The sequence below is a fragment of the Gracilibacillus sp. JCM 18860 genome (assembly GCF_055395245.1).
The window spans coordinates 228,512-254,739 of record NZ_AP043868.1; the positions used below are offsets into that span (position 1 = coordinate 228,512).

General features: G+C 36.8%; 24 protein-coding genes. 22 read left to right on the forward strand and 2 right to left on the reverse strand.

What is annotated here, in order from left to right:
* The first annotated feature begins 170 nt into the window (after positions 1 to 170).
* The 10 genes from coaBC to spoVM all read left to right on the forward strand — a co-directional run bounded on the left by coaBC (position 171) and on the right by spoVM (position 11,304).
* Positions 171 to 1,370: a bifunctional phosphopantothenoylcysteine decarboxylase/phosphopantothenate--cysteine ligase CoaBC gene (coaBC, locus tag ACZ5R4_RS01230; protein ID WP_464367981.1), complete on the forward strand. Its 1,200-nt coding sequence runs from the start codon at positions 171 to 173 to the stop codon at positions 1,368 to 1,370.
* 1 nt (position 1,371) lies between these two features.
* Positions 1,372 to 3,780: a primosomal protein N' gene (gene priA, locus ACZ5R4_RS01235; RefSeq protein ID WP_464367982.1), complete on the forward strand. Its 2,409-nt coding sequence runs from the start codon at positions 1,372 to 1,374 to the stop codon at positions 3,778 to 3,780.
* Positions 3,781 to 3,801: 21 nt separating this feature from the next.
* The gene (fmt, locus tag ACZ5R4_RS01240) at positions 3,802 to 4,740 is read left to right on the forward strand and encodes a methionyl-tRNA formyltransferase (protein ID WP_464367983.1); all 939 of its coding nucleotides are present in this window, start codon (positions 3,802 to 3,804) and stop codon (positions 4,738 to 4,740) included.
* On the forward strand, positions 4,737 to 6,098 hold the full coding sequence (gene rsmB, locus ACZ5R4_RS01245) for a 16S rRNA (cytosine(967)-C(5))-methyltransferase RsmB (RefSeq protein ID WP_109984460.1): 1,362 nt from the start codon (positions 4,737 to 4,739) through the stop codon (positions 6,096 to 6,098). Before fmt ends, rsmB begins: the two co-directional genes overlap by 4 nt.
* 28 nt (positions 6,099 to 6,126) lie before the next feature.
* Complete coding sequence (locus tag ACZ5R4_RS01250; RefSeq protein WP_054787586.1) at positions 6,127 to 6,879, forward strand: Stp1/IreP family PP2C-type Ser/Thr phosphatase; 753 nt, start codon at positions 6,127 to 6,129, stop codon at positions 6,877 to 6,879.
* Positions 6,873 to 8,858 carry a Stk1 family PASTA domain-containing Ser/Thr kinase gene (gene pknB / locus ACZ5R4_RS01255; protein WP_464367984.1) on the forward strand — a complete coding sequence of 662 codons (1,986 nt, stop codon included), beginning with the start codon at positions 6,873 to 6,875 and terminating at the stop codon, positions 8,856 to 8,858. The genes ACZ5R4_RS01250 and pknB overlap by 7 nt, the downstream gene beginning before the upstream one ends.
* Positions 8,859 to 9,740 (forward strand): ribosome small subunit-dependent GTPase A, encoded by an 882-nt coding sequence (gene rsgA / locus ACZ5R4_RS01260; RefSeq protein ID WP_109984458.1) that lies wholly within the window; start codon positions 8,859 to 8,861, stop codon positions 9,738 to 9,740.
* A gap of 1 nt (position 9,741) precedes the next feature.
* On the forward strand, positions 9,742 to 10,392 hold the full coding sequence (gene rpe, locus ACZ5R4_RS01265) for a ribulose-phosphate 3-epimerase (RefSeq protein ID WP_464367985.1): 651 nt from the start codon (positions 9,742 to 9,744) through the stop codon (positions 10,390 to 10,392).
* A gap of 71 nt (positions 10,393 to 10,463) precedes the next feature.
* Complete coding sequence (locus ACZ5R4_RS01270) at positions 10,464 to 11,117, forward strand: thiamine diphosphokinase (protein WP_109984456.1); 654 nt, start codon at positions 10,464 to 10,466, stop codon at positions 11,115 to 11,117.
* Positions 11,118 to 11,223: 106 nt separating this feature from the next.
* On the forward strand, positions 11,224 to 11,304 hold the full coding sequence (gene spoVM, locus ACZ5R4_RS01275; RefSeq protein ID WP_054859522.1) for a stage V sporulation protein SpoVM: 81 nt from the start codon (positions 11,224 to 11,226) through the stop codon (positions 11,302 to 11,304).
* Between the two features lie 51 nt (positions 11,305 to 11,355).
* Here the strand turns inward: spoVM and rpmB are convergent, their stop codons facing one another.
* Positions 11,356 to 11,544, reverse strand: a complete 189-nt coding sequence (gene rpmB, locus ACZ5R4_RS01280; RefSeq protein ID WP_054859521.1) for a 50S ribosomal protein L28 — start codon at positions 11,542 to 11,544, stop codon at positions 11,356 to 11,358.
* A gap of 408 nt (positions 11,545 to 11,952) precedes the next feature.
* Between rpmB and ACZ5R4_RS01285 the strand changes: the two genes are divergently transcribed.
* The 9 genes from ACZ5R4_RS01285 (at position 11,953) to rnc (ending at position 20,824) form a co-directional block, all read left to right on the forward strand.
* Positions 11,953 to 12,315 carry an Asp23/Gls24 family envelope stress response protein gene (locus tag ACZ5R4_RS01285; RefSeq protein WP_054859520.1) on the forward strand — a complete coding sequence of 121 codons (363 nt, stop codon included), beginning with the start codon at positions 11,953 to 11,955 and terminating at the stop codon, positions 12,313 to 12,315.
* 76 nt (positions 12,316 to 12,391) lie between these two features.
* Positions 12,392 to 14,056, forward strand: a complete 1,665-nt coding sequence (locus ACZ5R4_RS01290; RefSeq protein WP_181397508.1) for a DAK2 domain-containing protein — start codon at positions 12,392 to 12,394, stop codon at positions 14,054 to 14,056.
* 166 nt (positions 14,057 to 14,222) lie between these two features.
* Entirely contained in the window at positions 14,223 to 16,265 is a 2,043-nt protein-coding gene (gene recG / locus ACZ5R4_RS01295; RefSeq protein WP_464367986.1) for an ATP-dependent DNA helicase RecG, read from the forward strand.
* A 104-nt stretch (positions 16,266 to 16,369) separates the two neighbouring features.
* Positions 16,370 to 16,963: a transcription factor FapR gene (gene fapR / locus ACZ5R4_RS01300; protein WP_109984454.1), complete on the forward strand. Its 594-nt coding sequence runs from the start codon at positions 16,370 to 16,372 to the stop codon at positions 16,961 to 16,963.
* A complete protein-coding gene (gene plsX, locus ACZ5R4_RS01305) occupies positions 16,947 to 17,957 on the forward strand; it encodes a phosphate acyltransferase PlsX (protein WP_109984453.1) in 1,011 nt (336 codons plus the stop codon). The genes fapR and plsX overlap by 17 nt, the downstream gene beginning before the upstream one ends.
* Complete coding sequence (gene fabD, locus ACZ5R4_RS01310) at positions 17,958 to 18,905, forward strand: ACP S-malonyltransferase (protein ID WP_109984452.1); 948 nt, start codon at positions 17,958 to 17,960, stop codon at positions 18,903 to 18,905.
* Entirely contained in the window at positions 18,905 to 19,645 is a 741-nt protein-coding gene (gene fabG / locus ACZ5R4_RS01315; protein ID WP_054859517.1) for a 3-oxoacyl-[acyl-carrier-protein] reductase, read from the forward strand. The genes fabD and fabG overlap by 1 nt, the downstream gene beginning before the upstream one ends.
* 75 nt (positions 19,646 to 19,720) lie before the next feature.
* On the forward strand, positions 19,721 to 19,954 hold the full coding sequence (gene acpP / locus ACZ5R4_RS01320; RefSeq protein ID WP_054787582.1) for an acyl carrier protein: 234 nt from the start codon (positions 19,721 to 19,723) through the stop codon (positions 19,952 to 19,954).
* 183 nt (positions 19,955 to 20,137) lie between these two features.
* On the forward strand, positions 20,138 to 20,824 hold the full coding sequence (gene rnc / locus ACZ5R4_RS01325) for a ribonuclease III (RefSeq protein WP_109984451.1): 687 nt from the start codon (positions 20,138 to 20,140) through the stop codon (positions 20,822 to 20,824).
* 55 nt (positions 20,825 to 20,879) lie between these two features.
* Here the strand turns inward: rnc and ACZ5R4_RS01330 are convergent, their stop codons facing one another.
* On the reverse strand, positions 20,880 to 21,101 hold the full coding sequence (locus ACZ5R4_RS01330; RefSeq protein WP_054787581.1) for a DUF1128 family protein: 222 nt from the start codon (positions 21,099 to 21,101) through the stop codon (positions 20,880 to 20,882).
* A 139-nt stretch (positions 21,102 to 21,240) separates the two neighbouring features.
* Here ACZ5R4_RS01330 and smc point away from each other — a divergent pair, with 139 nt between their 5' ends.
* The 3 genes from smc (at position 21,241) to ACZ5R4_RS01345 (ending at position 26,217) form a co-directional block, all read left to right on the forward strand.
* Positions 21,241 to 24,807, forward strand: a complete 3,567-nt coding sequence (gene smc, locus ACZ5R4_RS01335; protein WP_109984450.1) for a chromosome segregation protein SMC — start codon at positions 21,241 to 21,243, stop codon at positions 24,805 to 24,807.
* Positions 24,808 to 24,823: 16 nt separating this feature from the next.
* A complete protein-coding gene (ftsY, locus tag ACZ5R4_RS01340) occupies positions 24,824 to 25,819 on the forward strand; it encodes a signal recognition particle-docking protein FtsY (protein ID WP_054859515.1) in 996 nt (331 codons plus the stop codon).
* A 71-nt stretch (positions 25,820 to 25,890) separates the two neighbouring features.
* Entirely contained in the window at positions 25,891 to 26,217 is a 327-nt protein-coding gene (locus ACZ5R4_RS01345; RefSeq protein WP_054787580.1) for a putative DNA-binding protein, read from the forward strand.
* The last annotated feature ends 11 nt before the right edge of the window (positions 26,218 to 26,228 follow it).

Sequence of the window (26,228 nt, forward strand, 5' to 3'; positions counted from 1 at the left end):
AGAACAGGCGCTTAACATCCTGATAAGTTTCGCTAGCTATGAAGAAAGAGAAAATTCTACTGACGGAAGTCTCCCTGATAATGAGACGATTATATCCCTCGCATTGCTTCTGCTTGCGAGGGTTTCTTCTATACAGTACTTGTAAAAATTCATTTTGAGGGTGTGAGATCATGCTTAATGGAAAAAAAGTATTATTAGGTGTATCAGGAGGAATTGCGGCATATAAGGCTATTGCATTAACTAGTAAGCTAACGCAAGCTGGAGCTAATGTGAAAGTAGTCATGACTAAAAGTGCAACTGAATTCGTTACACCACTATCCTTTCAAGCTATTTCAAGAAATGAAGTCTATATTGATACGTTTGATGAAAAGGACCCGAATAAGATTGCACATATTGATCTGGCAGATTGGCCGGATTTCATTTTGCTTGCCCCTGCCACCGCTAATTTAATCGGTCGAATCGCTAACGGGTTAGCAGATGATATGTTAACAACGATAATGTTAGCAACAGAAGCCCCCGTATACATCGCTCCTGCAATGAATGTTCATATGTACCAACACCCTGCAGTTAAACGGAATATGCAGACATTAGACAATTGGGGTTATCATTTCATCGAACCAGGAGAAGGCTATCTCGCTTGTGGTTATGTTGGGAAAGGTCGCTTAGAAGAACCAGAGCAAATTGTTCGTTTGTTAGAGCAACAATTTCAGTCAAGACAACATTTAACAGGGAAGAAAATATTAATTTCGGCTGGACCGACCAGAGAAGCAATAGATCCTGTTCGTTTTTTTACGAATCATTCGTCAGGAAAAATGGGTTATGCACTTGCGGAAGAAGCTAGTAAAGAAGGCGCCCAAGTGTATTTGGTCTCTGGTCCTACTTCACTTGAAACTCCTAAGCATGTGAACCGATTTGATGTAGTAACAGCAGAGGAAATGTTTCAACAGATGAATCGTTTGTATGGGGAAATGGATATTGTGATTAGTGCTGCAGCCGTAGCAGACTATCGACCTGTTGAATTCCATCAGCAAAAATTAAAAAAACAACCAAATAATTTGTCTATAGAATTGGAAAGAACACGTGATATTTTAGAGTATCTTGGAGGTCAAAAACAGGATCAATATCTGGTGGGATTTGCAGCAGAAAGTCAACACTTAATAGAATATGGTAAAGAAAAAATAACGAAAAAAAACTTAGATGCGATTGTGATAAATGACATAAGTCGAATCGATATTGGCTTCCAATCAGATCAAAACGAAGTAACCTTTTTAACGAAGGATGGAAAAGAAAGTCACATCAACCAAAACTCTAAGAACGAAATCGCTAGACAAATATTATTATTTATTGATCAGGAATTAGGGAAGGATTAATATGCAAGTAGCAAAAGTAGTTGTCGATGTTCCGACAAATCAAACGAATCACTCGTTTGATTACCTCGTTCCACCTGAGATGGTAGGATTAATAAAAAAAGGTATGAGAGTCTCTGTACCGTTTGGACCAAGAAAGGTGATGGGATTCGTTGTCAATCTTGTAGCGGAATCTGAATTTGATAAGTTGCGTAAAATTAGTCAGGTAATGGATATGACCCCTGTATTAACAGATGAATTATTAGAACTAGGTAAATGGCTTGCAGAGGAGACAATTAGTTTATATATTCAAGCATATCAAGCAATGCTACCACAAGTTTTAAAAGCAAAATACAAAAAGGAAATTGAAGCATTAACCTTTGAAGAATTGCCGAAGTCCTTACAAAAATTATTTGATGGCAGAACAGTTATTAGCTTTGATGAGTTTTTGCAGCGAAATGGAAATTATCGAGAATTACACAAGGAAATGAAAAATGGACATGTTCAGATTCATTATATAGTTCAATCGAAGGAAACGATCAAAAAAGTATCGTTTATTGAACCAAATAAAGAGTTATACTTAATAGAAGAGGCGATACAAGATCTATCCAAAAACGCTCAAAAACAACGGTTAGTGTTAGAATATTTTCTTAAAAACAATGAATCTGTCGAACAAGGTGATTTACTTCGTGCTTGTGAGACGACAACAAGTACTATTCAAGCATTGATTAAAAAGGGATTGTTAAAGAAAATTGAAAAGAAGGTATACCGTAATCCTTACCAAAACAGAGAATTTAAACGAACAAAACCACTACCCTTAAGTGATCAACAGCAAGTTGCTATTGAACCAATATGGAAGGCAATCGAGAAGGAACAGTCTGAGGTATTTCTTCTCCATGGAGTAACGGGTAGCGGGAAAACAGAAGTATACTTACAATCTATAGAAAAAGTATTACAAAAAGGACAAGAAGCGATTGTTTTAGTTCCAGAAATAGCACTAACTCCACAAATGGTTCAACGTTTTAAAGAGAGATTCGGTGGGGAAGTAGCGGTATTACATAGTGCCTTATCGCCTGGAGAAAAATTTGATGAGTGGACAAAGATTCACAAAAGAGAAGTAAAAGTAGTTGTAGGCGCAAGATCAGCTATTTTTGCTCCATTTGAGAATATAGGTATTATTATTATTGATGAGGAACATGAAACAAGCTATAAGCAGGAGGAACAGCCGCGATACCATGCAAGAGAAGTAGCGAAGCAACGTGGGATTTATCATCAATGTCCAGTGGTATTAGGAAGTGCCACCCCATTACTTGAATCATATGCCCGTGCAAAAAAAAATGTATACCATTTATTAGAAATGCCTGACAGAATGAATAACCAAGTAATGCCCCCGGTAGAAATTGTCGATATGCGCGAAGAATTACATGCTGGTAATCGGACGATGTTTTCCAAGAGATTGCTAGGTGCGATCGAAGAAAGATTAGCCAAAAAAGAGCAAGTAGTTTTATTCTTAAACAGACGGGGATATTCTACTTTTGTTATGTGTCGAGAATGTGGGGATGTAGTGAAATGTCCACATTGTGATATAGCTTTAACCTATCATAAAAGTAATCATTTATTAAAATGTCATTATTGTGATTATCAAATACCAATGATGCAAGAATGTGAAAATTGTCAAAGTGATCAGATTCGTTATTTTGGAACAGGTACCCAAAAAGTGGAGGAAGCCTTGATGCAGGTCATCCCTGATGCAAAAATTGTACGAATGGATGTTGATACAACGAGGAGAAAAGGTGCACATGAACGGTTACTGCAGAAGTTCCAAAGCAAAGAAGCGAATATATTGTTAGGAACTCAAATGATCGCGAAAGGATTAGATTTTGAAAATGTCACTTTAGTAGGTGTGCTTGCAGTGGATGCTATGTTAAATTTACCAGATTTTCGAGCCTCAGAGAAAACCTTTCAATTATTAACACAAGTTAGTGGTAGAGCAGGGCGTCATCAGCTTCCTGGTGAAGTAATTATTCAAACATATTCAAAAGAGCACTATAGTATTGAATTAGCAAGCCAATATAATTATTCTCAATTCTTTTTACAGGAAATGAATATGCGAAAGAATTTTCATTATCCTCCATATTATTTTCTAACACTAATTAATGTGTCTCATCCTAACCAATTGAAGGTAATGGAGGTCACGAAAATGATTAGCAAGCTATTGTATAAACATCTAACAAATGATGCAACGATTTTAGGACCTACACCGTCACCGATTATAAGGATTAACAATAGATATCGCTATCAGTGCATGATAAAATATAAAAATGAACCAATGCAACACAAGATTATTCGTAAAATACTCGACTATTATTATGAAGATATTCAAAAAAATGATCTTACTATAACGGTGGATTTTGAACCATATCAATTAATGTAAAGGAAAATGGGGTTGGTAAGAATGAAAAAGGTTATCTTTATGGGAACACCAGATTTCGCAGTTCCCGTATTAGAGCGAATATTAGAAGATGGTTATTTGGTAGAATTAGTTGTCACCCAACCAGATCGACCAAAAGGTAGAAAAAAAACGATGACACCACCATCTGTGAAGGTTGCTGCAGAAAAAAACAATATTCCTGTATTTCAACCAGAAAAAATAAAAGATAATTTCGAACCAATACAAGCAATAGAACCAGATCTAATTGTGACCGCTGCATTTGGCCAAATCTTACCTAAAGAGCTGTTAGACATACCAAGATATGGCTGTATCAATGTTCATGCTTCACTATTGCCAGAATTAAGAGGTGGAGCTCCCATTCATTATGCCATATTAAATGGCCATCAAAAAACAGGTATTACTATTATGTACATGGCAGAAAAATTAGATGCTGGTGATATTATCAGTCAATCAGAGGTAAAGATCACCGAACAAGATGATGTCGGAAGTTTACATGATAAACTATCAGTGATCGGAGCAGACTTACTTTCCGATACGATTCCAAAAATTTTTAATGAACAAATTGAACCTATAAAGCAAGAGGAAGCTTTAGCGACATTTGCTCCGAACATTACAAGAGAGCAAGAAAAAATTAAATGGGAAAATTCGATGCAGCAAATTTTTGATCAAATACGTGGCTTGCACCCATGGCCCGTAGCTTCCACTAAATGGAGAGGAAACAATCTAAAAATTTACCATGCCACAAAATCGGAAAAGCAAACGAATCAACATCCTGGTGAGATTGTCGATATAACGGAGGACGGTATTGTTGTTGCAACAGGTGATAGTAAAGGGATAATCATTAAGACACTTCAACCAGCTGGCAAAAAAAAGATGTCAGCAGCAGATTTTATAAGAGGTGTTGGGAATAACCTTGAAGTAGGGGAGAAATTAGGCGAATGAAGAAAAATGATCAGGTAAGAAAAATAGCATTAGATTTATTACTGAAAATAGGGGAAAAAGGCGGTTATAGTCATTTAACCATTGATCAGGCCATGAAAAAATATGATTTGGATACACGAGATGGTGCGCTATTAACAGAAATTGTTTATGGCACCCTACAACACAAATTGACACTTGAATACTACCTTAATTCCTTTGTTAATAAGAAAAAAAAGCTGGATAATTGGGTGAAATGGCTGCTCTATTTATCTATTTATCAAATGCATTATCTGACGAAAATACCTGATCATGCTATCATTCACGAGTCTGTAGAAATCGCTAAAAAACGTGGCCACAAAGGAATTGCTAATTTTGTCAATGGTGTGTTACGTTCTGTTCAACGAAATGGATTACCAGATTTAAATGAAGTTAAGAAGGAAGATAAAAGAATCAGCATCACTACAAGTCATCCAAATTGGTTAGTAAATAGATGGATAAAGCAATATGGGATAGACATAACAAAAGCAATGTGTGAAACAAATATAACCCATAAACAAATAAGTATTCGTACACAGCCATTAAAAGTCAAAAGAACAGACCTTATCAAACAATTGCACGAGGACGGTTTGAAAGTAAGAGCCTCAGAAATATCAGAACAAGGCATTTTAATCGATCAGGGAAATGTTTTAAAACATCCTGCTTTTGATGAACACCTGTTCACCGTTCAAGATGAAAGCTCCATGCTAGTTGCGGAAATGATGGACCTTTCGGAAGGCATGACGATATTAGATGCCTGTAGTGCCCCTGGTGGAAAAGCAACCCATATTGCAGAGAAAATACGTGACAAAGGGACTGTTTTCGCTTATGATTTGCATGAAAAGAAGGCAAAGCTTGTAAAGAAAAAAGCGGAACAATTGGGACTTACTTGTATCCAAACAGGCCAGGCGGATGCACGAAAACTTGATCAGGTGCACGAAAAAGCTACATTTGATCGAATTCTAATTGATGCCCCATGCTCTGGTTTAGGTGTATTACGTAGTAAACCTGATATCAAATATAATAAAGAAGAGGCAGATATTAAAAAATTGGTATCCATTCAACAAGAGATATTAGAAAGCGTAGCCCTATTATTGAAAAAGGATGGGAAATTAATCTATAGTACATGTACAGTGAATAAAGAAGAAAATGAGTTAGTGATTAAGCGATTCTTGAATGAGAACCAACGGTTTATAGTAGACCCCTTATTTTTTGAAGAGTTACCTATTGGCCTTAGAAATAGCCAAGGTCTTACTGAGTTTGGTATTCAACTATTTCCTCAAGATTTAAATAGTGATGGTTTTTTTATTACAAGACTTACAAAGAAAGATAGTGTGAAATGATGAAATCCTTGTAAAGAGGTGTAAATGGATGAAATATTATTTTCGATCAGATAAAGGAAAGATTAGAGAAATTAATGAGGATGCAGTATCTGTTCTGGAAGATACGGATCACATATTGGCACTAGTGGCAGACGGGATGGGAGGCCATCAGGCTGGAGATGTAGCGAGTCAATTAGCGATTGAAAGTGTAGTACGAATGTGGGAAAATAAGGAACCGCGTGTAAGCAACAAGGAAAGCGCTGAGGTGTGGTTACAATCCGCTGTATCTAAAGCAAATAATACCGTATATGAACAATCACAGCAGGAAGATAAATACAAAGGGATGGGAACAACGATTGTAGCAGCTATATGCCATCAAACATTTATTAGTGTTGCTCATATCGGGGATAGTAGAGCTTACTTACTAGACAAGGAAGACTACAAGCAGATTACAGCAGACCATTCCTTAGTGGGTGAACTAGTGAGAACTGGCCAACTCTCAGAGGAAGATGCACAGGTTCATCCTCGTAAAAATGTTATTTTAAAGGCCCTTGGCACGGAAAAAGATGTAGAACCAGATGTTTATTCTACAACATGGGAAGAAGGGTCCAAGCTATTACTGTGTACAGATGGGCTCACAAATAAAATAGACGATAATGAGCTTTATCAAAAATTGTTACAGAAAGGCTCACAACAATTAATTGATGAATTAATTCAATTGGCCAATCAACGTGGTGGAGAGGATAATATTACCCTCGCGCTTATCGAGCAGCAAGAAGAAGTTGGTGATTCTGAATGTTAGAGGGGAGAACTTTAAACGACCGCTACCAAGTAAAAAAACTGGTAGGCGGTGGTGGTATGGCCAATGTTTATCTAGGAAACGACTTAATTTTGGATCGTGAAGTGGCTATTAAAGTATTAAGATTAGAATATGCAAATGATGATGAATTTATTAAAAGGTTTCATCGGGAGGCACAAGCTGCAACAAGCTTATCTCATCCAAATATTGTGAGTATCTATGACATTGGGGAAGAAGATCAAATCTATTATATGGTAATGGAATATATTGATGGGATGACATTAAAACAATATATTCAATTACACGCACCAATTGAGCTAGAAGAAGTACTGGATATTATGGCTCAAATTTCATCCGCTATTGGACATGCCCATGATAATGGTATTATACATAGAGATATAAAACCCCAAAATATGTTGATCGATCAATATGGTCAAGTTAAAGTGACGGACTTTGGAATAGCTGTTGCACTTAGCGCCACAGCATTAACTCAAACCAATTCTGTTCTCGGGTCGATCCATTACTTATCTCCTGAACAAGCTCGTGGAGGAAAGGCTAATGTTAAGTCAGATATTTACTCCCTTGGTATTGTAATGTTTGAAATGATTACTGGAACGCTTCCGTTTTCAGGGCAATCTGCTGTCTCCATCGCATTAAAGCATTTGCAGAAGGATTTGCCCTCTATACGTGAATGGAAGGCAAATATTCCACAATCTGTTGAAAATATTATGCTGAAAGCGACCACGAAGGATCCGCTATATCGCTATCAATCGGCAATGGATATGGAAAATGCTGTTATCCATGCATTAGATCCCGAAAAGCTTCATGAACCGAGGTTTGAACCTCCTAATAATGAGGAAGATGGGACTACAAAGGCCATTCCCATTTTAAAAGAGGACACATACACAGAACTAAGTGCCGCCGATGATGAAACGATTGTTAAAGCAGATTCTAAAACTAGTAAGAAGGAAAAGCCCAAAAAAGAAAAGAAAAAGAAGAAAAGAAAAAAGTCTATAATTTGGGTAACAAGTCTTTTAGTGATATTATGTGGCGCGATTCTATTAGCTCTATTTGTACTTCCAAGTTTATTTGAACCGAAGGATGTGAAAATCCCAGACGTATCTGGTCAAAGCTATCAAGAAGCATTGGAAGAATTAGAAAGCTTACAGTTAAAAGTAAACAAAGAAACAGAGGCACACGAAGAAATAGAAGAGAATCATGTTATCGAAACATATCCTGCTGCCAATTCTACGGTGAAGGAAGGAAAAGATATTACAGTATACGTGAGTACAGGTCCTGATACAGTGGAATTTGAAGATTATATTGGGGAAGAGTACGAGAGTGTAGAGAAAAGTTTGTTGGATGCTGGCTATCAAGATGTGATTTCATACGAGGTTTTTTCTGATCAGCCTGTAGGGAAGATCATATCTCAGCATCAACCATCACCAGGTGATAAGGTTGTCCCAAGTAATACAAAGGTTATTTTTGAAGTAAGTAAAGGTCAGGAAACATTTCGTTTAAATAGATTAGCAGGAATGACTGTCAGTGAAGCAGAGGAGTATTTAACTAGTAATGATTTGAAGCCGAAAATTGTTGAAGAATATCACGATGAAGTAGAAGAAGGGCAAGTAATTGATCAAAATCCAGCTGCTAATGAGGAAGTTGTTAAAGGCCAAGAAATTACAATTACTGTTTCTAAGGGGCCAGAACAGCCAAAACAAGTTACCCATACCGAATCCTTTACTGTCCCATATACGAAGGATCCTGATAAAAATGAAGCCCAATCTGTTAGCATTTATGTAGGCGATGTTAATCATTCCATTCAAGAGTTATATCAGGAAGTGGAAATGATTACAGAGGATACTACTTTTAAGATTGATTTAACCATAGCCGAAGCTGAAGAAGCTTCCTACAAAGTATTGCGAGATGATGAACTATTAATTGAAAAGACAATAAGCTATGAAGATGTAAAGGGTGAGTAAATGGCAAAAGGCAGAATAATAAAGGCATTGAGTGGTTTCTATTATGTTGATTATAATGGCAAAGTGTTTCGTTGTAGAGGCAGAGGGGTTTTTCGTAAAAGGAAAATCACACCATTAGTAGGAGACTCCGTAGAATTTGAAGAGAGTGGAGAACAAGAAGGATATATTACAGCAATTGATGACCGAAAAAATGAATTAGTTCGTCCACCAATTGCGAATGTTGATCAAGCGATCGTATTGTCCTCGGCTAAAGAGCCTAATCTAAGCTTGAACTTGTTAGATAAGTTTTTAGTAATGGTTGAATCAAAACATATTCAGCCAATACTATTCTTCACAAAAATGGATTTGCTTGAAAAAAGTGAAGCTCAATCCTTGCAATCTAAATTGCAATATTACCAGGATATTGGCTATACCATTCGCTTTTTATCGAAAGAAGATCAAGATCTAGTGGAACAAGTCTCTAGCTTTCTTGAGCAAAGAATTTCTGTCTTTGCTGGGCAGTCTGGAGTGGGAAAGACCTCCTTACTTAATGCACTGATTCCTGGGCTTGAACTAGAAACAAATGAAATATCAGAAAGCCTAGGTAGAGGAAAACATACGACAAGACATGTAGAATTAATACCATTTCAAAATGGCCTAATTGCCGATACACCAGGTTTTAGCGCATTAGATTTTGCCGAATTAGAATTAGAAAGCTTACCGAATTGTTTTCCAGAGTTTGTCGAACGACGAGACACATGTAAATTTCGGGGCTGTATGCATATAAAAGAACCAGGTTGTGCAGTAAAGACAGCAGTTGAACATAAAGAAATACTAGCAGAACGATATGAAAATTATTTACATTTTATTGAAGAAATAAAGCAGAGAAAGCCGAGGTATTAATATGACAGTAAAACTTGCACCATCAATCCTATCAGCTGATTTTTCCATATTAAGAGAAGAGATTGAGGATGTAGTTAATGGCGGAGCGGATTATATTCACATAGATGTAATGGATGGTCATTTTGTTCCAAATATTACAATTGGTCCTTTAGTTGTTTCATCTATAAGACCAATAACCTCTACCGTACTAGATGTTCATTTAATGATTGAAAATCCGGATAGGTATATCCCGCAATTTGCTGGGGCGGGAGCAGATATAATTACCGTGCACGTGGAAGCATGTAGACATCTTCATCGCACAATTCACCTAATCAAGGAGACGGGGAAAAAAGCGGGTGTTGTGATTAACCCAGCCACTCCTGTTGAAAGCATTAAACCAATTTTGAAATATGTGGATTTAGTATTATTTATGACAGTGAATCCAGGGTTTGGCGGTCAATTGTTTATTCCAGAAGTATTAGATAAAGTGAAGCAAGCCGTTAGTTGGCGAGAAGATTTCGATTTATCATTTGAGATTGAAGTCGATGGCGGGGTTAATGAGAACACAGTGAAACAATGTAAAGAAGCAGGTGTTGATGTACTAGTGGCTGGCAGTGCCATATTTAACAAAGAAGACCGTCAAAAAGCAATGAATATATTAAGAAATGCTTAAAGTGAGACTACCATCAGTAGTATTTTCCCACTGATGGGGATAAATAGAACACAAATTGGAAGGTTGTCAAAATGAGAATAGGTATAGTGGCTGGCGGACCAAAGGAATTACTTGCGAATCTTCTAGCTTTCCAACACCAAATTGATTTTTGGATTGGAGCTGATTTAGGTGCAAAATATTTGTTAGACGCAGGGATTGACATCCATATGGCTGTAGGAGACTTTGATTCGGTTTCGGTTCACGACAAAGAATTAATTAAAGCTGCTACTCCTAGATTCGTTCTATACCCTACAGAAAAGGACGAGACCGACCTAGAGCTTGCTATTCGGTTAGCTCTAGAGCAAGAGCCTGACTCTATTCAGTTATTTGGTGTTACAGGTGGAAGATTGGATCACGAATTAGCTAATATTCATTTACTTTATCGGTTAATGAAACGAAATGTCTTTGGCGAAATCGTAGATCATCAGAATCAATTATCACTTTATAAATCTGGCAAATACCATATTAAAAATGTTCATCCAGGACAATATATTTCATTTATTCCATTTTCCCAAATGGTAAAAAACCTAACCTTAAAAGGATTTTATTACCCGCTTGATAAGATAACAATTGAATGGGGCTCGACATTATGTATTTCTAATCAAATAATTGACGAGCAAGGTACTTTTTCTTTTACTGATGGCATATTAATAATGATAAAGAGTGTGGATCCATTGAAAAGCTAAAGAAACATGATGGAAAATTGTACTAGGATGCAATTCTTTCCGTCAACCATCATAAGCTATAAAAAGAGTATAGAAATGTGCTTTTCAAAAGGCGGGGAGGGGTAGAATGAAATTTTATACAATTAAACTACCTAAGTTTTTAGGTGGTTTCCTAAGAGCAATACTTGGTTCGGGCAATAAAAAGTAAAAAAGAAAAGGCTCCTTACATGAAGGGGCCTTTTCTTTAACAAACATATTATTAGACACGCTCTACTTTGCCAGATTTAAGAGCTCTAGCAGAAACATATACGCGTTTTGGTTTTCCGTCAACCATTATTCTAACTTTTTGTACGTTTGCTTTCCATTTACGCTTATTTGCGTTCATCGCATGTGAACGTTGATTTCCTGAAGTCGTTTTGCGACCAGTTACTACACATTTACGTCCCATCATTGTTCCCTCCTAGCTTACACTAACTCTGTACATACTTATATAATTTATCATAGATCGTTCATATTTGCAATTATTCTTCTAAGTTTTTCTCAATTGGAAAAGTTTTAGTAAGTATATTTTCACGCAGTGGATTAAGGCGTAGAGGCTTGACAGAATTTCATTTTTCCGCCATTCTATAATGGATAAGCTTTCATATGGTAATAGCTGTGATAAACTTTTTTACATTCTATCCATTTGTTATATAATAAACTTAGATGATAAAAGTGTCTAATCGAGAATCATTCCTTCTATTGTTCGTAGAAATTTAACGGATCCACAAGAGAAGGTTCCTAGAAGTTTGGATGTCAGTAACTACAGTGGTTACTTGGCGAAAAGGTCTATATTTGAATACTAGGAGGTTGAGTTATGTCTATTGAAATAAAAACGAAGGATGGTCATGTAACCATTACAAACGAAGTAATTGCGACAGTAGCAGGTGGAGCGGCAGTAGAATGCTATGGCATTGTAGGCATGGCATCTAAAAACCAATTAAGAGATGGTATTGCGGAAATTTTACGGAAAGAGAACTTTGCAAAAGGAGTCGTAGTAAGACAACAAGTGAATGATATTCATATTGATATGTATATCATAGTAAGTTATGGCACCAAAATTTCAGAGGTGGCTCATAATGTGCAATCACAAGTGAAATATAAATTAGAAAAGACTCTTGGCTTGAATATAGATTCGATCAATATTTATATTCAAGGCGTACGGGTAAGCCAAGATTAAAATAGATGAAAACAAGAATTAGAGGGATATCAAAATATCAATATTTTTTGATATGGTTTGAGGGAGGAACTAGGAAGTGACGAATACTACAATTAATGGAGCTACCTTTGCAAGGATGGTACTAACAGGAGCTCATCATTTATCTAATAATGCTGATAAAATTGACGCACTAAATGTATTCCCTGTTCCGGATGGCGATACGGGGACAAATATGAATCTTTCGATCACGTCTGGTGCGAATGAAGTAAAGCAAGCAAATGAGCAAAATGTATCAGATATTGCGAATGCATTTGCAAAAGGGCTCTTAATGGGTGCAAGAGGTAATTCTGGAGTCATTTTATCACAATTGTTTAGAGGATTTGCAAAAGGAATTGAAGGAAAAAAAGAGCTAGATATAGCAGGTTTTGTTTCAGGCTTAGAAAGTGGTGTTAATACCGCTTATAAAGCAGTGATGAAGCCTGTAGAAGGTACAATTCTTACGGTGGCTAAAGATACGGCAAATGAAGCAAAGAAGCTCGCAGATTCCGAGTCTGATATTATCTTATTTACAGAGAAGGTTGTAGCAGCGGCAAAAGCATCCTTAAAACGAACACCAGATTTATTGCCAGTCTTAAAGGAAGTAGGGGTGGTGGATAGTGGTGGACAAGGTTTAGTAGTAATCTATGAAGGCTTTCTTGCTGCACTAAAAGGAGAAGAATTACCTGAACATAATATTGACGACACAATGGATCTAGAAGATTTAGTTCATGCTGAACACCATAAACAAGCTCAGGATTTCATGGAAACCGACGACATTCAGTATGGCTATTGTACAGAGTTTATGGTTCGTTTTGAAGAAGATAAACTGAAAGAGCATCCATACGATGAAACAAAATTCAGAGAAGAACTAAGCCAACATGGTGACTCATTATTAGTAGTGTCTGACGATGAGATTGTTAAGGTTCATATTCATGCAGAGTATCCAGGGGATGTCTTCAATCTTGGTCAACGCTTCGGAAGCTTTATCAACTTAAAGGTTGAAAACATGAGGGAACAACATTCAAAAATCACCGAAAAAAATAACCTTAAGCCAAAACAAAAGCAGGATTTTGCAATTGTCACCGTCGCAATGGGCGATGGGCTTAATGAATTACTCAAAAGTCTTGGTGCAACGATTGTTATCCAAGGTGGACAAACCATGAATCCAAGCACCAAAGATATTGCCAACGCAGTAGAAAAAGCGAATGCGGAAAAGGTGATTATATTACCAAACAATAAAAATATTGTGATGGCAGCCGAGCAAGCAGCAGAAATTGTGGATGCTGAAGTTGAGGTAGTTCCAACCAAAACAATACCACAGGGAATGTCTGCATTACTTGTGTTTAATCCAGACACAACATTAGAAGAAAACAAACAACAAATGGTAGCTGCAAGTAAAGATGTCAAAACAGGACAAATTACTTATGCAGTGCGAGATACTCAGATTGATGGGATGACAATTGAGAACGGCCATTTTATGGGGCTTGCAGATGGTAAAATCGTTGCAACCAATCCAAATCAAATGGAAGTTATAAAGCAATTATTAAGTGAAATCGTCGATGAAGAGGAAGATGAAATCATTACTATATTAAGTGGTGAAGATGCCTCAAGTGATGAAGAAGAGGAAATGGTTCGTTTCTTAGAAGAGAAATATGAAGATATTGAAATAGAAGTGCACAAAGGAAATCAACCGATTTATTCTTATATTTTTTCGATCGAATAAGAGAGGCTTCTATTACTCAAGACTAAGCAATGTGAAAAAATAGCTACAACTAATGCTCTATCTTTATGGATAGGGCTTTATTCACTAATGTGAACTTAAATAAAATACCATAACCATTCAATTACATAAGGTAACTAATTGTTGGCAGATGTGAACAAAAGAAAGTGTGAGAGAATTGGCTAATCCATCATTACAAGATATAAAAGGAATAGGACCTAAAATGTTAGAGCAATTCCTAGAATTAAGGATCTCATCTATTGAGGATTTATTTTATTATTTCCCAAACCGCTATGACCATTACGAAATGAAGCCATTGCATGAATTACAGCATGAAGAAAAGGTAACCATTGTTGGACAAGTTATCCTAGAGCCGGTATTACAGTTTTATCAGAAAAAAAAATCAAGGCTTGTAGTATCGATAAAAGTAGATGGTGCAGTTGTCAAAGGTGTTTTGTTTAACCGGGCATTCGCTAAAAAGCATTTTGTCGTAGGGGAAACCGTAACAGTTAGCGGAAAATGGGATCAGCATCGGTTACAAATTACAATTGACCAATATAAAAAGGGAACAATGGACGAACAAAGCCCCATTTCGCCCATATATCCACTAAAGGGAAACTTGAAAAATGCTCAAATTGTAAAAGTGATGAGCAACGCATTAGAGCAATCCATTCAAGAAATAGATGAACTATTACCGGAAGAATTTTTAGCAAATTATCGTTTACCTGATCGGCAAACCGCATTAAGAACGATTCATTTTCCAGAAAACTTCAAATTATTGAAGCATGCCAAGAGAAGATTTATTTATGAAGAATTATTAATATTTCAGCTAAAAATGCAATTGCTAAGGAAGAAGCATAAAGAGTCGACATTAGGTAATGCCAAAACAATTGATCGAGACAAGGTGGAGCAATTTATTCATACATTACCTTTTCCGTTAACCAATGCACAAACCCGCAGTTTAAAGGAAATTCTTCATGATTTGAAATCCCCATATCGTATGAATCGACTGTTACAGGGAGATGTTGGTTCTGGAAAAACTGCGATCGCTATTATTAGTCTCTATGCTACAATCACTGCTGGAAAGCAGGTGGCATTTATGGTTCCGACAGAAATTTTAGCAGAGCAACATGAACAATCATTAATAGATTTTTTACCAAAGGATGTAAACATAGAACGACTTACAGGCTCCATTAAAGGCAAAAAAAGAAAGGAAATACAAGCAAAACTTTCAAATGGAGCTTGTGATGTCATCATTGGTACACATGCTTTAATACAAGATGATATTCAATTTCATGATCTAGGTTATGTCATTATTGACGAGCAACACCGCTTTGGTGTTAATCAACGAAATGCACTCAAAGATAAAGGGCTACTAACAGATATTCTGTTTATGACAGCAACCCCAATTCCGAGAACCCTATCCATCACGGCTTTTGGAGATATGGACGTTTCTAAAATTGATGAGATGCCAAAAGGAAGACTACCAGTAGAAACATACTGGGTCAAACACAATATGCTAAACCGGGTACTTTCCTTTATTTATAATGAGGTAAAAAAAGGTGCACAGGCATATGTGGTCTGTCCATTAATTGAAGAATCCGATAAGCTCGATATACAAAATGCGCTTGATCTATATGTCCAATTAAAAGAAATATTGGATCAGAAGGCATCTGTTGGGTTAATGCATGGACGGTTAAGCAATGAAGAAAAAGAGCAGGTAATGAATGATTTTACTCATAATCGCATTCAGATTCTCGTATCCACAACAGTGGTAGAAGTAGGGGTAAATGTACCCAATGCGACCGTTATGATGATTCATGATGCAGACCGATTTGGACTATCGCAATTACACCAGTTAAGAGGGCGTGTTGGCCGTGGGCATAAACAAAGCTATTGTATCCTAGTAGCAGATCCTAAAGGAGATACAGGTAAAGAGAGAATGCGAATTATGACGGAAACCACTGATGGATTTGAGTTAGCAGAAAAGGATTTAGAATTGCGAGGACCTGGGGATATATTTGGAGTGAAACAAAGTGGGGTTCCTGAATTTCGTTTAGCAGATTTGGTTCATGATTATCGTGCACTAGAAACAGCAAGAAATGATGCAACAGATATAGTACAAAATAAACGATGGAATGAACCAGATTTTCAACCATTAAAAAGCTATGTTCAATCTCATTTTACGTTGGAGTCAGATTTGTTAAATTAGTAATGACATTTGCTTGCATAATTCCATATGGTATTATATATTACTATTAGTACCTAGTCATAAAAATAGATTTTATGACATATAGATGGACGGTGGATAAGAAAATGAGGCGATCAAAAAAAGAGCGGCAAGAACTCTTGCAGGAGACGATTGAGGGAAGGCCATTTATAACGGATGAAGCACTTGCGCAACTATTTCAAGTTAGTATTCAGACCATTCGTTTAGATAGGATGGAGCTGGGAATCCCTGAACTTCGAGCTAGAATAAAATCCGTTGCAACCTCTAATTGGAATGAGACAGTAAAGGCATTACCAATTGATGAGGTTATTGGTGAAATCATTGATTTAGAATTAGATCAAAGAGCTATTTCGATTTTAGATATCACAGAGGAGCACGTATTTTCTAGAAATAAGATTGCCCGGGGTCATCATTTGTTCGCACAAGCTAACTCGCTAGCAGTTGCCGTCATAAATGATGAATTAGCACTTACCACAAATGCTGATATTAAATTTACGAGACAGGTTATCCAAGGGGAACGAGTCATCGCGAAAGCAACGATCAAGGATAAAGAAAAAATGAAAAGAACGATTGTAAAAGTGGAAAGCTTTGTAGATAATGAAATAGTTTTTTCAGGTGTTTTCGAGATGTTCAGATCCAATCAGGAAAAGGAAGGGAATAAACATGAGAATCGCAATTGATGCAATGGGTGGAGATCATGCACCAAAAGAGATTGTTTTAGGAGTAAAAAAAGCTGTTGATCACTTTAAAGAGCTTAACATAACCTTAATTGGTGATGAGAATAAAATCCGCCAATATGTTTCTAATCACCCTTCTATTCAAATTATTCATACAGAGGAAAGAATTACGAATGACGATGAGCCTGTAAAAGCAGTAAGACGGAAAAAAAATGCTTCCCTTGTACTAATGGCAAATGAGGTAAAGGAAGGTCGAGCAGATGCTTGTATCTCTGCAGGAAATACGGGCGCCTTAATGAGTGCAGGTTTATTTGTTATTGGACGAATTAAAGGAATTGATCGACCTGCCCTTAGTCCAACACTTCCAACAATCAATGGTAATGGCTTTTTAATGCTTGATGTTGGTGCGAATGTGGATGCAAAACCACAGCACCTAAGGCAATATGGTATTATCGGTTCTATTTACATGGAAAAGGTACGCAAAATTAAGCAACCTCGTGTTGGACTACTAAATGTAGGTACCGAAAATGGAAAAGGTAGTGATCTAACCAAAAAGGCGTTTGAATTATTAGAGAACTCTCCTATTCACTTTATTGGAAATGTTGAAGCGCGTGATCTCTTGGATGGTGTAGCAGATGTAGTGGTTACAGATGGTTTTAGTGGCAATGTAGCATTAAAAACAATCGAAGGAACCGCACTAACTCTTTTCAAAATGCTAAAAGAAAAGTTTATGACCAATCCTAAAACAAAAATAGCAGCATTGTTAGCAAAAAATGAATTAAAGGGATTGAAAAATCAACTCGATTATTCCGAATATGGCGGTGCAGGATTGTTTGGTTTAAAAGCACCTGTCATTAAGGCACATGGTTCTTCCAATCAACAAGCTATCTTTTCAGCCATTCAACAAGCCATAACTATAGTGGAAACCGATGTAGTGAAAAAGATTCAGACAGAGGTCAACATGCTACCTAGTAGTAGCCACGGGGAGGAATCATAAATGAAAAAACTAGCGTTTATCTATCCAGGCCAAGGTTCACAATCTGTAGGCATGGGTCAAGAGTTGTATGAGAAGTTTGATGAAGTAAAAACTATATTTGAACAAGCAAATAACCGTTTAGGTTATGAGCTATCATCGATTATGTTTCAAGGACCTGAAGAGAAATTAACACAGACTGAAAATGCACAGCCTGCACTATTATTAGTAAGTACTGCCATTACAGAACTTCTAAAAAAACAAGATATTAGACCTGTACTAACAACAGGCCATAGTCTTGGTGAATATAGTGCACTAGTTGCTGCTGAAGCAATAGATTACAAAGATGCACTTGAGCTTGTCCATATACGTGGAAGGCTAATGGAGAGTGCTTTTCCTGCTGGTCAAGGGGCGATGGCTGCAGTGTTAGGCCTTGAAAAAGAAGAACTAGAAAATACTTTAGAAACCATTCGATCCGAGCATAATGAGGTGATCGAAATTGCTAATTTAAATTGTCCAGGACAAATTGTTATTTCGGGCACGAAAGCAGCGGTGGATCTCTCCGTACATGCATTGAAAGAAGCAGGGGCAAAAAGAGTTTTACCATTATCGGTAAGTGGCCCATTCCATTCTAGTTTAATGAAGCCTGCTGCCGCAGATTTCCATAATGAAGTAGAGAAAATTGCGTGGAAAAATACGACAATACCGGTATTTGCCAATGTAACAGCAGACAAAGTGACAGATCATCAAGAAATTCAACAATTATTAGTGGAACAATTATATTCTCCTGTTCGATTTGAGGAAATTATTGAGCAGCTTTTACAAGAGGAAGTAGACGCGATTGTGGAGATAGGCAATGGAAAAGTACTTACTGGCCTTGTGAAAAAGGTCAATCGTAGAGCAAAAGTATTTACAGTTCAAGATGTTCCGTCACTACAGGAATTGATCGATTGGGTAAAGGAGGAAGGGTAATGTTAGCAAATAAGGTGGCATTGATTACAGGAGCTTCTCGAGGCATTGGACGTGCAATTGCATTAAGCTACGCAAAAAACGGTGCGAAGGTTGCCATAAATTTTGCCGGAAATGAAGAAAAAGCGCAATCCGTTGTCGACGAAATTCAGTCATTAGGTGGAGAAGCGATTAAAATTAAAGCAAATGTAAGCCGTGAAGACGAAGTAAAAGCAATGATTAAAGAAGTTGTGCAAACTTTTGGTAGCTTAGATATTCTTGTCAATAATGCAGGGATAACCCGTGACAATTTATTGATGAGAATGAGTGAGACCGATTTTGACGATGTAATTGATACCAATTTAAAAGGAGTCTTCCTTTGCACAAAAGCTGTAACAAGGCAAATGATGAAACAAAAAAGTGGACGTATTATTAATGTTTCTTCTGTTGTTGCAATTAGCGGTAACCCAGGACAAGCTAATTATGTGTCAGCAAAAGCTGGAGTAATTGGCCTAACCAAAACTTCAGCCAAAGAGCTCGCTGCAAGGAATATTCTCGTTAATGCGATTGCACCAGGTTTTATTGAAACAGACATGACAGATCAGTTAACAGAAGAACAAAAAGAAAATACTCTTGCTTTAATACCACTTCAAAAACTTGGGAAGGCAGAAGATATTGCAAATGTCGCTTTATTTTTAGCATCCGAACAGTCGAAGTACATTACAGGACAGACTATTCAAGTCGATGGTGGTATGGTAATGTAATATAGCGAGGTTGTTGTTAAAGTGGAAACTTCCGCTTGTTATGGCTTAATTCTTTGAAAGGAGGTGACTGGTAAAATGGCAGATACGTTTGAAAAAGTAAAACAAATTGTTGTCGATCATTTAGATGTGGATGAAGATAAAGTGACACTAGAAGCTTCATTCAAAGATGATTTAGAGGCTGATTCCTTAGATGTGGTAGAGCTTGTAATGGAATTAGAAGATGAATTTGATATGGAAATTGCTGATGAAGATGCTGAAAAAATCGCTACAGTAGGTGATGCTGTAAATTACATAAACAGCAATCAATAAGGAGAAAGAGCCTTACATTTCAAGTAAGGCTTTTCTCACACCTTACATTAGTATCAATCACAGTACAATTAGTCTAAAATCAATTTAAACACGTAATTAATTCTGTAAACGTTTTTATAATGGGAAGTACATTAGTCCTTCCACCATAAGCTTCAGTTTATTTTATATCGGTAGGTGAGTATATTGAATGATTTTGCAACACTCCAACAGCAATTAGGCATCTCTTTTCATGATGAAAAATTGCTACAACAAGCATTTACCCATTCATCATATGTGAATGAGCATAGGAAGAAAAAACTTTCGGATAATGAACGACTTGAATTCTTAGGGGATGCAGTATTAGAGCTAGGAGTCTCACAATATTTATTTAAACAATACCAGGAAATGGAAGAGGGAGATCTTACGAAATTAAGAGCTTCGATCGTTTGTGAGCCTGCACTCGTAAAATTTGCTGAATCCTTACATTTTAACGATTTTGTATTATTAGGTAAGGGAGAGGAAATGACTGGAGGCAGAAACAGACCTGCTCTTTTAGCGGATGTATTCGAAGCTTTTATAGGTGCTCTCTATCTAGATCAAGGTTATGAAACAGTTATTACATTTTTAAAAAAGCATGTTTATCCGAAAATTACGACCGGTGCTTTTTCGCATACGATGGATTATAAAAGTCAGTTACAAGAAACCGTGCAACAACACAAAAACAAACAAGTGGAATATGAGATTGTCGATGAGAAAGGTCCTGCTCATGATCGTGAGTTTTATGCCGTCGTAACCATCAATGGACGTATAGCCGGAAAAGGACTAGGAAGAACGAAAAAAGAAGCAGAACAACGAGCAGCGAAACAAGCACTTGATAAAACAAAACCATAAGACAAAGGTGCAGCCAGAAATAAAACTACGTGGCTGCACCTTTTCCCTTACCTAACTATTTGCGATATTGGCTTAATTCATCGATAAATGCATGTGTTTCGGCAACGGACAGTTTTCCTTTTTGCATCAGATAATCATACAATGATTTAAGCTCCTCATAATAGGCGATATCATAGTCCTTTGGATCCATTATCGAACGATTGACGACTTGAAGCTTTTCACTCATTTCAACTATCATTGCTTCAAAATTTGCTTCCGTTTTGTTTTCTAAACTCAATCTTTATCAACTCCTACTTATTCTTTCTTCTCACGTTTCTCTCTTTATGATAAAATAAATTAGTTGAAATGCAAATAGTTATCATAAAAATTGTAAGATACATCATGATAATTAGGATTAACCTATAGGAGTTTTTAATATGTTTTTAAAACAATTGGATACAATGGGTTTTAAATCTTTTGCTGAAAGAGTACGAGTTGACTTTGTTCCTGGTGTGACGGCAGTTGTAGGGCCGAACGGAAGTGGCAAAAGTAATATTACAGATGCGATTAGATGGGTATTAGGAGAGCAATCTGCTAAATCATTAAGAGGATCGAAGATGGAAGATATTATTTTCCAAGGAAGTGATACGCGAAAGCCATTAAATGTTGCTGAGGTCACTTTGGTACTGGATAATTCTGACAAACGCTTACCGGTTGATTATGAAGAGGTTAGTGTAACAAGGCGAGTTTATCGTTCAGGGGAAAGTGAATTTTTAATGAACAAACAAGCTTGTCGATTAAAGGATATTACCGAGCTTTTTATGGATTCTGGACTAGGTAGAGAGGCCTTTTCCATTATAAGTCAAGGAAAGGTCGAAGAGATTCTCAGTTCGAAGTCCGAAGAACGTCGAGTGATTTTTGAAGAGGCTGCTGGTGTATTAAAATATAAGAATCGGAAAAAACAAGCAGAATATAAGCTTGCTGAAACTCAAGAAAATTTGAATCGTGTAGAGGACATTGTCTATGAAATAAGCGGTCAACTAGAGCCTCTTGAAGAACAAGCCTCTATTGCGAAAGAATATCTAGAGCATAAGAAAAGACTAACAGAGCATGAAGTAGGCGTTTTAGTGAAAGAAATTGAAACCCTTCATGAGCAGTTTGAAGCTACCAAAAAAGATTTAGCTAATACAACAGGTTTTCAGGATGAAAAAAAACAAGTAGTCAATGAAAAAACAACGATGCTAGCTGAGAAAAAAGATACCGTGCAACAGATCGATGATAAAATTCAATCATTGCAGGAAGTCCTATTGGAAGTAACACAAGCAGTAGAAAGTCTTGAAGGAAACAAAAAAATATATAAGGAAAGGCTTCAACACTTTCATGAGAATAAACAAAAGCTAGAAACGGAAATTCAAAAATATACAGAAAAAATAATAGAGACAGAAAAATTACTTGCCCAAGATCGAGAAAAGCTAAAAGAATACAAGGATCAGAAGAACGAGAATTCACAGGAATTAGCTGTAACGAACGAACAACTAACACTCGGGAAAACCGATTTAGAGGATAAAATTGAATCCCTTAAAAGTGATTATATTGAACTATTAAATCAACAAGCAGCAAAACGAAATGAAAAGAACTCAATTAAGCAGCAATTAGATAGAATGGAAGGAAAAAGGTCTTTACAATCTGATAAATGGAATGACTTGCTAGAAGAAAGAGAAGAGCTTTCTAAAGAGGTCCTACAGCTTGAACCAATCTGTCAAGACAAGCAGCAAAAAATAGAGCATTACAGAACAAACATAGAGAAATATAATCATGACTTAAAAGTCGAGAACAATTTGTTAGCAGATATGCAGCAAAAACTTTATAAAGGTTATCAAATGCTGGAAAACTTAAAATCGAAAAAAGAATTGCTTGAGGATCTGAAGGAGGATTTCCAAGGTTTCTATGCAGGTGTGAAGGAAGTACTAAAAGCAAGGGAAAACAAACTGTTTCACGGTGTTCATGGGGCAATTCCAGAGCTGATCGAGTTTGAGGAATATTTAATTGATGCAATGGAGACAGCACTTGGAGCACAAGCACAGCACATTGTAGTAGATGATGAAAAGGTTGCCCGGAAAGTAATCGAATGGTTAAAGAAATCAAATGCTGGTCGAGCTACTTTTTTACCGATAAGCTCGATGCAGCCAAAGTCAATACCGATGAATTTACTTCAAGCTATTAAAGAGGAACAAGGATTTGTCGGTATTGCAAGTGAATTGATAGACTATGATAAGCAATATGAGAATATCTTACGTGCATTACTAGGTAATGTGATTATTGCAAAAACACTTAAGGACGCCAACGACTTCGCAAGAAAAACGAACAGAAGATATCGGATTGTCACACTAGAAGGGGATGTCGTAAACCCAGGTGGTTCGATGTCAGGCGGTGCGAAGAAAAAAACGAACCAATCGCTCTTCACGAGAGATCGAGAACTTAAAAACATTGTCAAGAAATTCAGTTCCTACCAATTTCGAGTACAAGATTTTGAATCGAAGTTAAAAGAACAAAAGGAAAAGGTCCAAGGTCTCGAACAAAAGCTCGAGCAAACAAAACAGGAATTAGAAGGAATAGAGGAAGACTACCAAAAGCATGTGGCGAAACTTCAAGAAAGCAAGCTTTCTCTTGATCACCTGAATCAGCGACTCTCCATCTACGATCAGGATAAATTACAACAAGAAGAGGATCAAAAAGAACTGACCAAACGAGCAAATGAAATCGATCAGAACCTTGAAAAACTCAAAAAAGAGTTATCTGAAATAGATGAGGAGATTAATAAGTTACAAGAACAACGTGAAAGCTATGCAGAAAAAGAGGACTCATTAAAAGAAAAGCTCCAAAAGCTTCGAGTAAGAGAGGCTGAACTAAAAACACAAATTACTAACCAGCAAGAAAAAGTGACTCTTAATCAATTAGAGGTTTCTGAATTAACGGAGGAGTGTAATGAACGAAAGCAACAATTAAATCAATTATACGAGCTCCGAAATAACCAGCAAACAGAAGAAGAAATGGATGAACAAATTGTATTAAAGAAACAGATGAAAGAGGACAAACAACAAGAAATTGCACAAATGAGAGAAGAACGTGCTACGATTAATCAAGACATTCAATCATTAGAGCTTGAAGTGAATAAATTGAGGGAGGAAGAGCATAAGCTAGCAACCGAGATCCAAGCACATGAAATGAACATAACACGACTTGATGCCGACCTGGATCATCGATTACATTTTCTTGAAAACGAGTATAGCATCACTTTTGAGAAGGCAAGAGCAACCTATTCCAAACCAGATAACCTTGAGGAAGCGAAGCAACAGGTTAAGCTTATCAAGCGATCAATCGAAGAATTAGGTACGATAAATCTTGGAGCCATCGATGAGTATGATCGAATTAAGGAGAGACATGAATTTCTAACCCAACAACAAGATGACTTAATTGAAGCCAAGCGAACATTGTATGAAGTGATCGCAGAAATGGATGAGGAAATGACAAGACGCTTCGAAGAGACTTTTTCTCAAATAAAGGAAGAATTTCAGATTGTGTTTAAAAAATTATTTGGTGGAGGAGAAGCTGAATTGAAGCTCACTGACCCCACAGAGCTTTTATCAACAGGTGTAGATATTATTGCCCAACCACCAGGAAAGAAATTACAGCATCTAGGCTTGTTATCTGGAGGCGAACGTGCTTTAACTGCTATTGCCCTTTTATTTGCCATATTGCGCGTACGTCCTGTACCATTCTGTATTCTTGATGAAGTAGAAGCAGCATTGGATGAAGCAAATGTCACGCGTTTTGCCCAATATTTAAAATATTTTAGTGAGGATACTCAATTTATCGTCATAACACACCGAAAAGGAACGATGGAAGAAGCAGATGTATTATATGGAGTTACCATGCAAGAATCTGGTGTTTCTAGACTAGTTTCCGTAAAATTAGAAGAAGCACCGGAGCTGTTAGAAGCATAATTTAGGAGGTTTGGTTGTGAGTTTTCTAAAAAAATTAAAAGATAAATTTCAATCCAATCAATCGAAGGAAGAAGTATCGGATAAATATAAAGAAGGATTAAGTAAAACTAGAAAGTCCTTTTCCGAGAAAATTAATGATTTAGTAGCGAAATATCGTAAAGTAGATGAAGATTTTTTTGAGGATTTAGAAGAAGTGTTAATCGCTGCTGATGTTGGCGTCTCCACTGTTATGGATCTAATTGATGATCTGAAAATGGAAGTGAAAAGAAGAAACATCAGTGATTCTCATGAAGTGAAAAATGTTATTTCAGAAAAGCTAGTAGAAATTTATTATGGTGATGATAATGAAGAATCTGTTGGGTTAAATCTTCAAGATGATGCATTAACGGTTATCTTATTTGTTGGAGTAAATGGTGTTGGTAAAACAACGACGATTGGTAAACTTGCGCATCAGCTTAAATCTGAAGGTAAACAAGTTCTATTGACGGCAGGAGATACCTTCCGTGCAGGCGCCATTGAACAATTGAGTGAATGGGGTAAAAGAGTCGATGTAGAGGTAATCAAACATAGTGAAGGTAGTGACCCTGCTGCTGTAATCTATGATGGCATCCAAGCAGCCAAATCTCGTAATGCAGATGTTTTATTGTGTGATACGGCAGGTAGGCTACAAAACAAAGTGAACCTAATGAATGAATTGTCTAAAGTGAAACGAGTCATCGAACGTGAAGTACCAAATGCACCTCATGAAGTGTTACTTGTTCTTGATGCAACTACTGGTCAGAATGCCCTAAGTCAAGCAAAAACTTTCTCTGAAGCAACGGATGTATCTGGTATTGTCTTAACGAAACTAGACGGTACGGCAAAAGGAGGTATTGTGTTAGCGATACGGAATGAACTTGGCACACCAGTAAAACTTGTTGGATTAGGTGAAAAGGTAACAGATCTTCAGACATTTGACCCTCAAGCGTTTGTATATGGATTGTTTGCTGATATGGTGGATGATGAGGAATAACATTTGACAGGTGTATTCGATCAAGCTTAGACTAAATTGTAAAGGAAATTCACTTAACGAGGTGTCCTTTCATGCTAGATAAAACGACCAGGATTAATGCTTTATACGATTTTTATCAGGAGTTATTAACTCCCAAACAACAAAGCTATATGGAAATGTATTATTTGGAAGACTTGTCGCTTGGCGAGATTTCAGAAACCTTTGATGTCTCTAGACAAGCGATCTATGATAATATTCGTAGAACGGAGCAAATGCTTGAACAGTATGAGCGAAAATTAGGCTTATACGAAAAATTTCAAAATCGACAATCATTATTAGAGGAAGCGAAACAATTATTACAAGCCAAACAATTTGATCAGCTAGAGAAAGTTTTTGATCAAATGTTAGAAATTGAATAGGAGGCGTACAT

What these genes read in the sequence shown, in the direction of transcription:
- ACZ5R4_RS01285 (WP_054859520.1), top strand. Translation starts at nt 11,953, where the DNA reads ATGTCTATTGAAATAAAAACGAAGGATGGTCATGTAACCATTACAAAC.
- fapR (WP_109984454.1), top strand. Translation starts at nt 16,370, where the DNA reads ATGAGGCGATCAAAAAAAGAGCGGCAAGAACTCTTGCAGGAGACGATT.
- priA (WP_464367982.1), top strand. Translation starts at nt 1,372, where the DNA reads ATGCAAGTAGCAAAAGTAGTTGTCGATGTTCCGACAAATCAAACGAAT.
- ACZ5R4_RS01345 (WP_054787580.1), top strand. Translation starts at nt 25,891, where the DNA reads ATGCTAGATAAAACGACCAGGATTAATGCTTTATACGATTTTTATCAG.
- smc (WP_109984450.1), top strand. Translation starts at nt 21,241, where the DNA reads ATGTTTTTAAAACAATTGGATACAATGGGTTTTAAATCTTTTGCTGAA.
- fmt (WP_464367983.1), top strand. Translation starts at nt 3,802, where the DNA reads ATGAAAAAGGTTATCTTTATGGGAACACCAGATTTCGCAGTTCCCGTA.
- plsX (WP_109984453.1), top strand. Translation starts at nt 16,947, where the DNA reads ATGAGAATCGCAATTGATGCAATGGGTGGAGATCATGCACCAAAAGAG.
- spoVM (WP_054859522.1), top strand. Translation starts at nt 11,224, where the DNA reads ATGAAATTTTATACAATTAAACTACCTAAGTTTTTAGGTGGTTTCCTA.
- rpmB (WP_054859521.1), bottom strand. Translation starts at nt 11,544, where the DNA reads ATGGGACGTAAATGTGTAGTAACTGGTCGCAAAACGACTTCAGGAAAT.
- acpP (WP_054787582.1), top strand. Translation starts at nt 19,721, where the DNA reads ATGGCAGATACGTTTGAAAAAGTAAAACAAATTGTTGTCGATCATTTA.
- rpe (WP_464367985.1), top strand. Translation starts at nt 9,742, where the DNA reads ATGACAGTAAAACTTGCACCATCAATCCTATCAGCTGATTTTTCCATA.
- fabD (WP_109984452.1), top strand. Translation starts at nt 17,958, where the DNA reads ATGAAAAAACTAGCGTTTATCTATCCAGGCCAAGGTTCACAATCTGTA.
- fabG (WP_054859517.1), top strand. Translation starts at nt 18,905, where the DNA reads ATGTTAGCAAATAAGGTGGCATTGATTACAGGAGCTTCTCGAGGCATT.
- rsgA (WP_109984458.1), top strand. Translation starts at nt 8,859, where the DNA reads ATGGCAAAAGGCAGAATAATAAAGGCATTGAGTGGTTTCTATTATGTT.
- ACZ5R4_RS01250 (WP_054787586.1), top strand. Translation starts at nt 6,127, where the DNA reads ATGAAATATTATTTTCGATCAGATAAAGGAAAGATTAGAGAAATTAAT.
- ACZ5R4_RS01270 (WP_109984456.1), top strand. Translation starts at nt 10,464, where the DNA reads ATGAGAATAGGTATAGTGGCTGGCGGACCAAAGGAATTACTTGCGAAT.
- coaBC (WP_464367981.1), top strand. Translation starts at nt 171, where the DNA reads ATGCTTAATGGAAAAAAAGTATTATTAGGTGTATCAGGAGGAATTGCG.
- pknB (WP_464367984.1), top strand. Translation starts at nt 6,873, where the DNA reads ATGTTAGAGGGGAGAACTTTAAACGACCGCTACCAAGTAAAAAAACTG.
- rsmB (WP_109984460.1), top strand. Translation starts at nt 4,737, where the DNA reads ATGAAGAAAAATGATCAGGTAAGAAAAATAGCATTAGATTTATTACTG.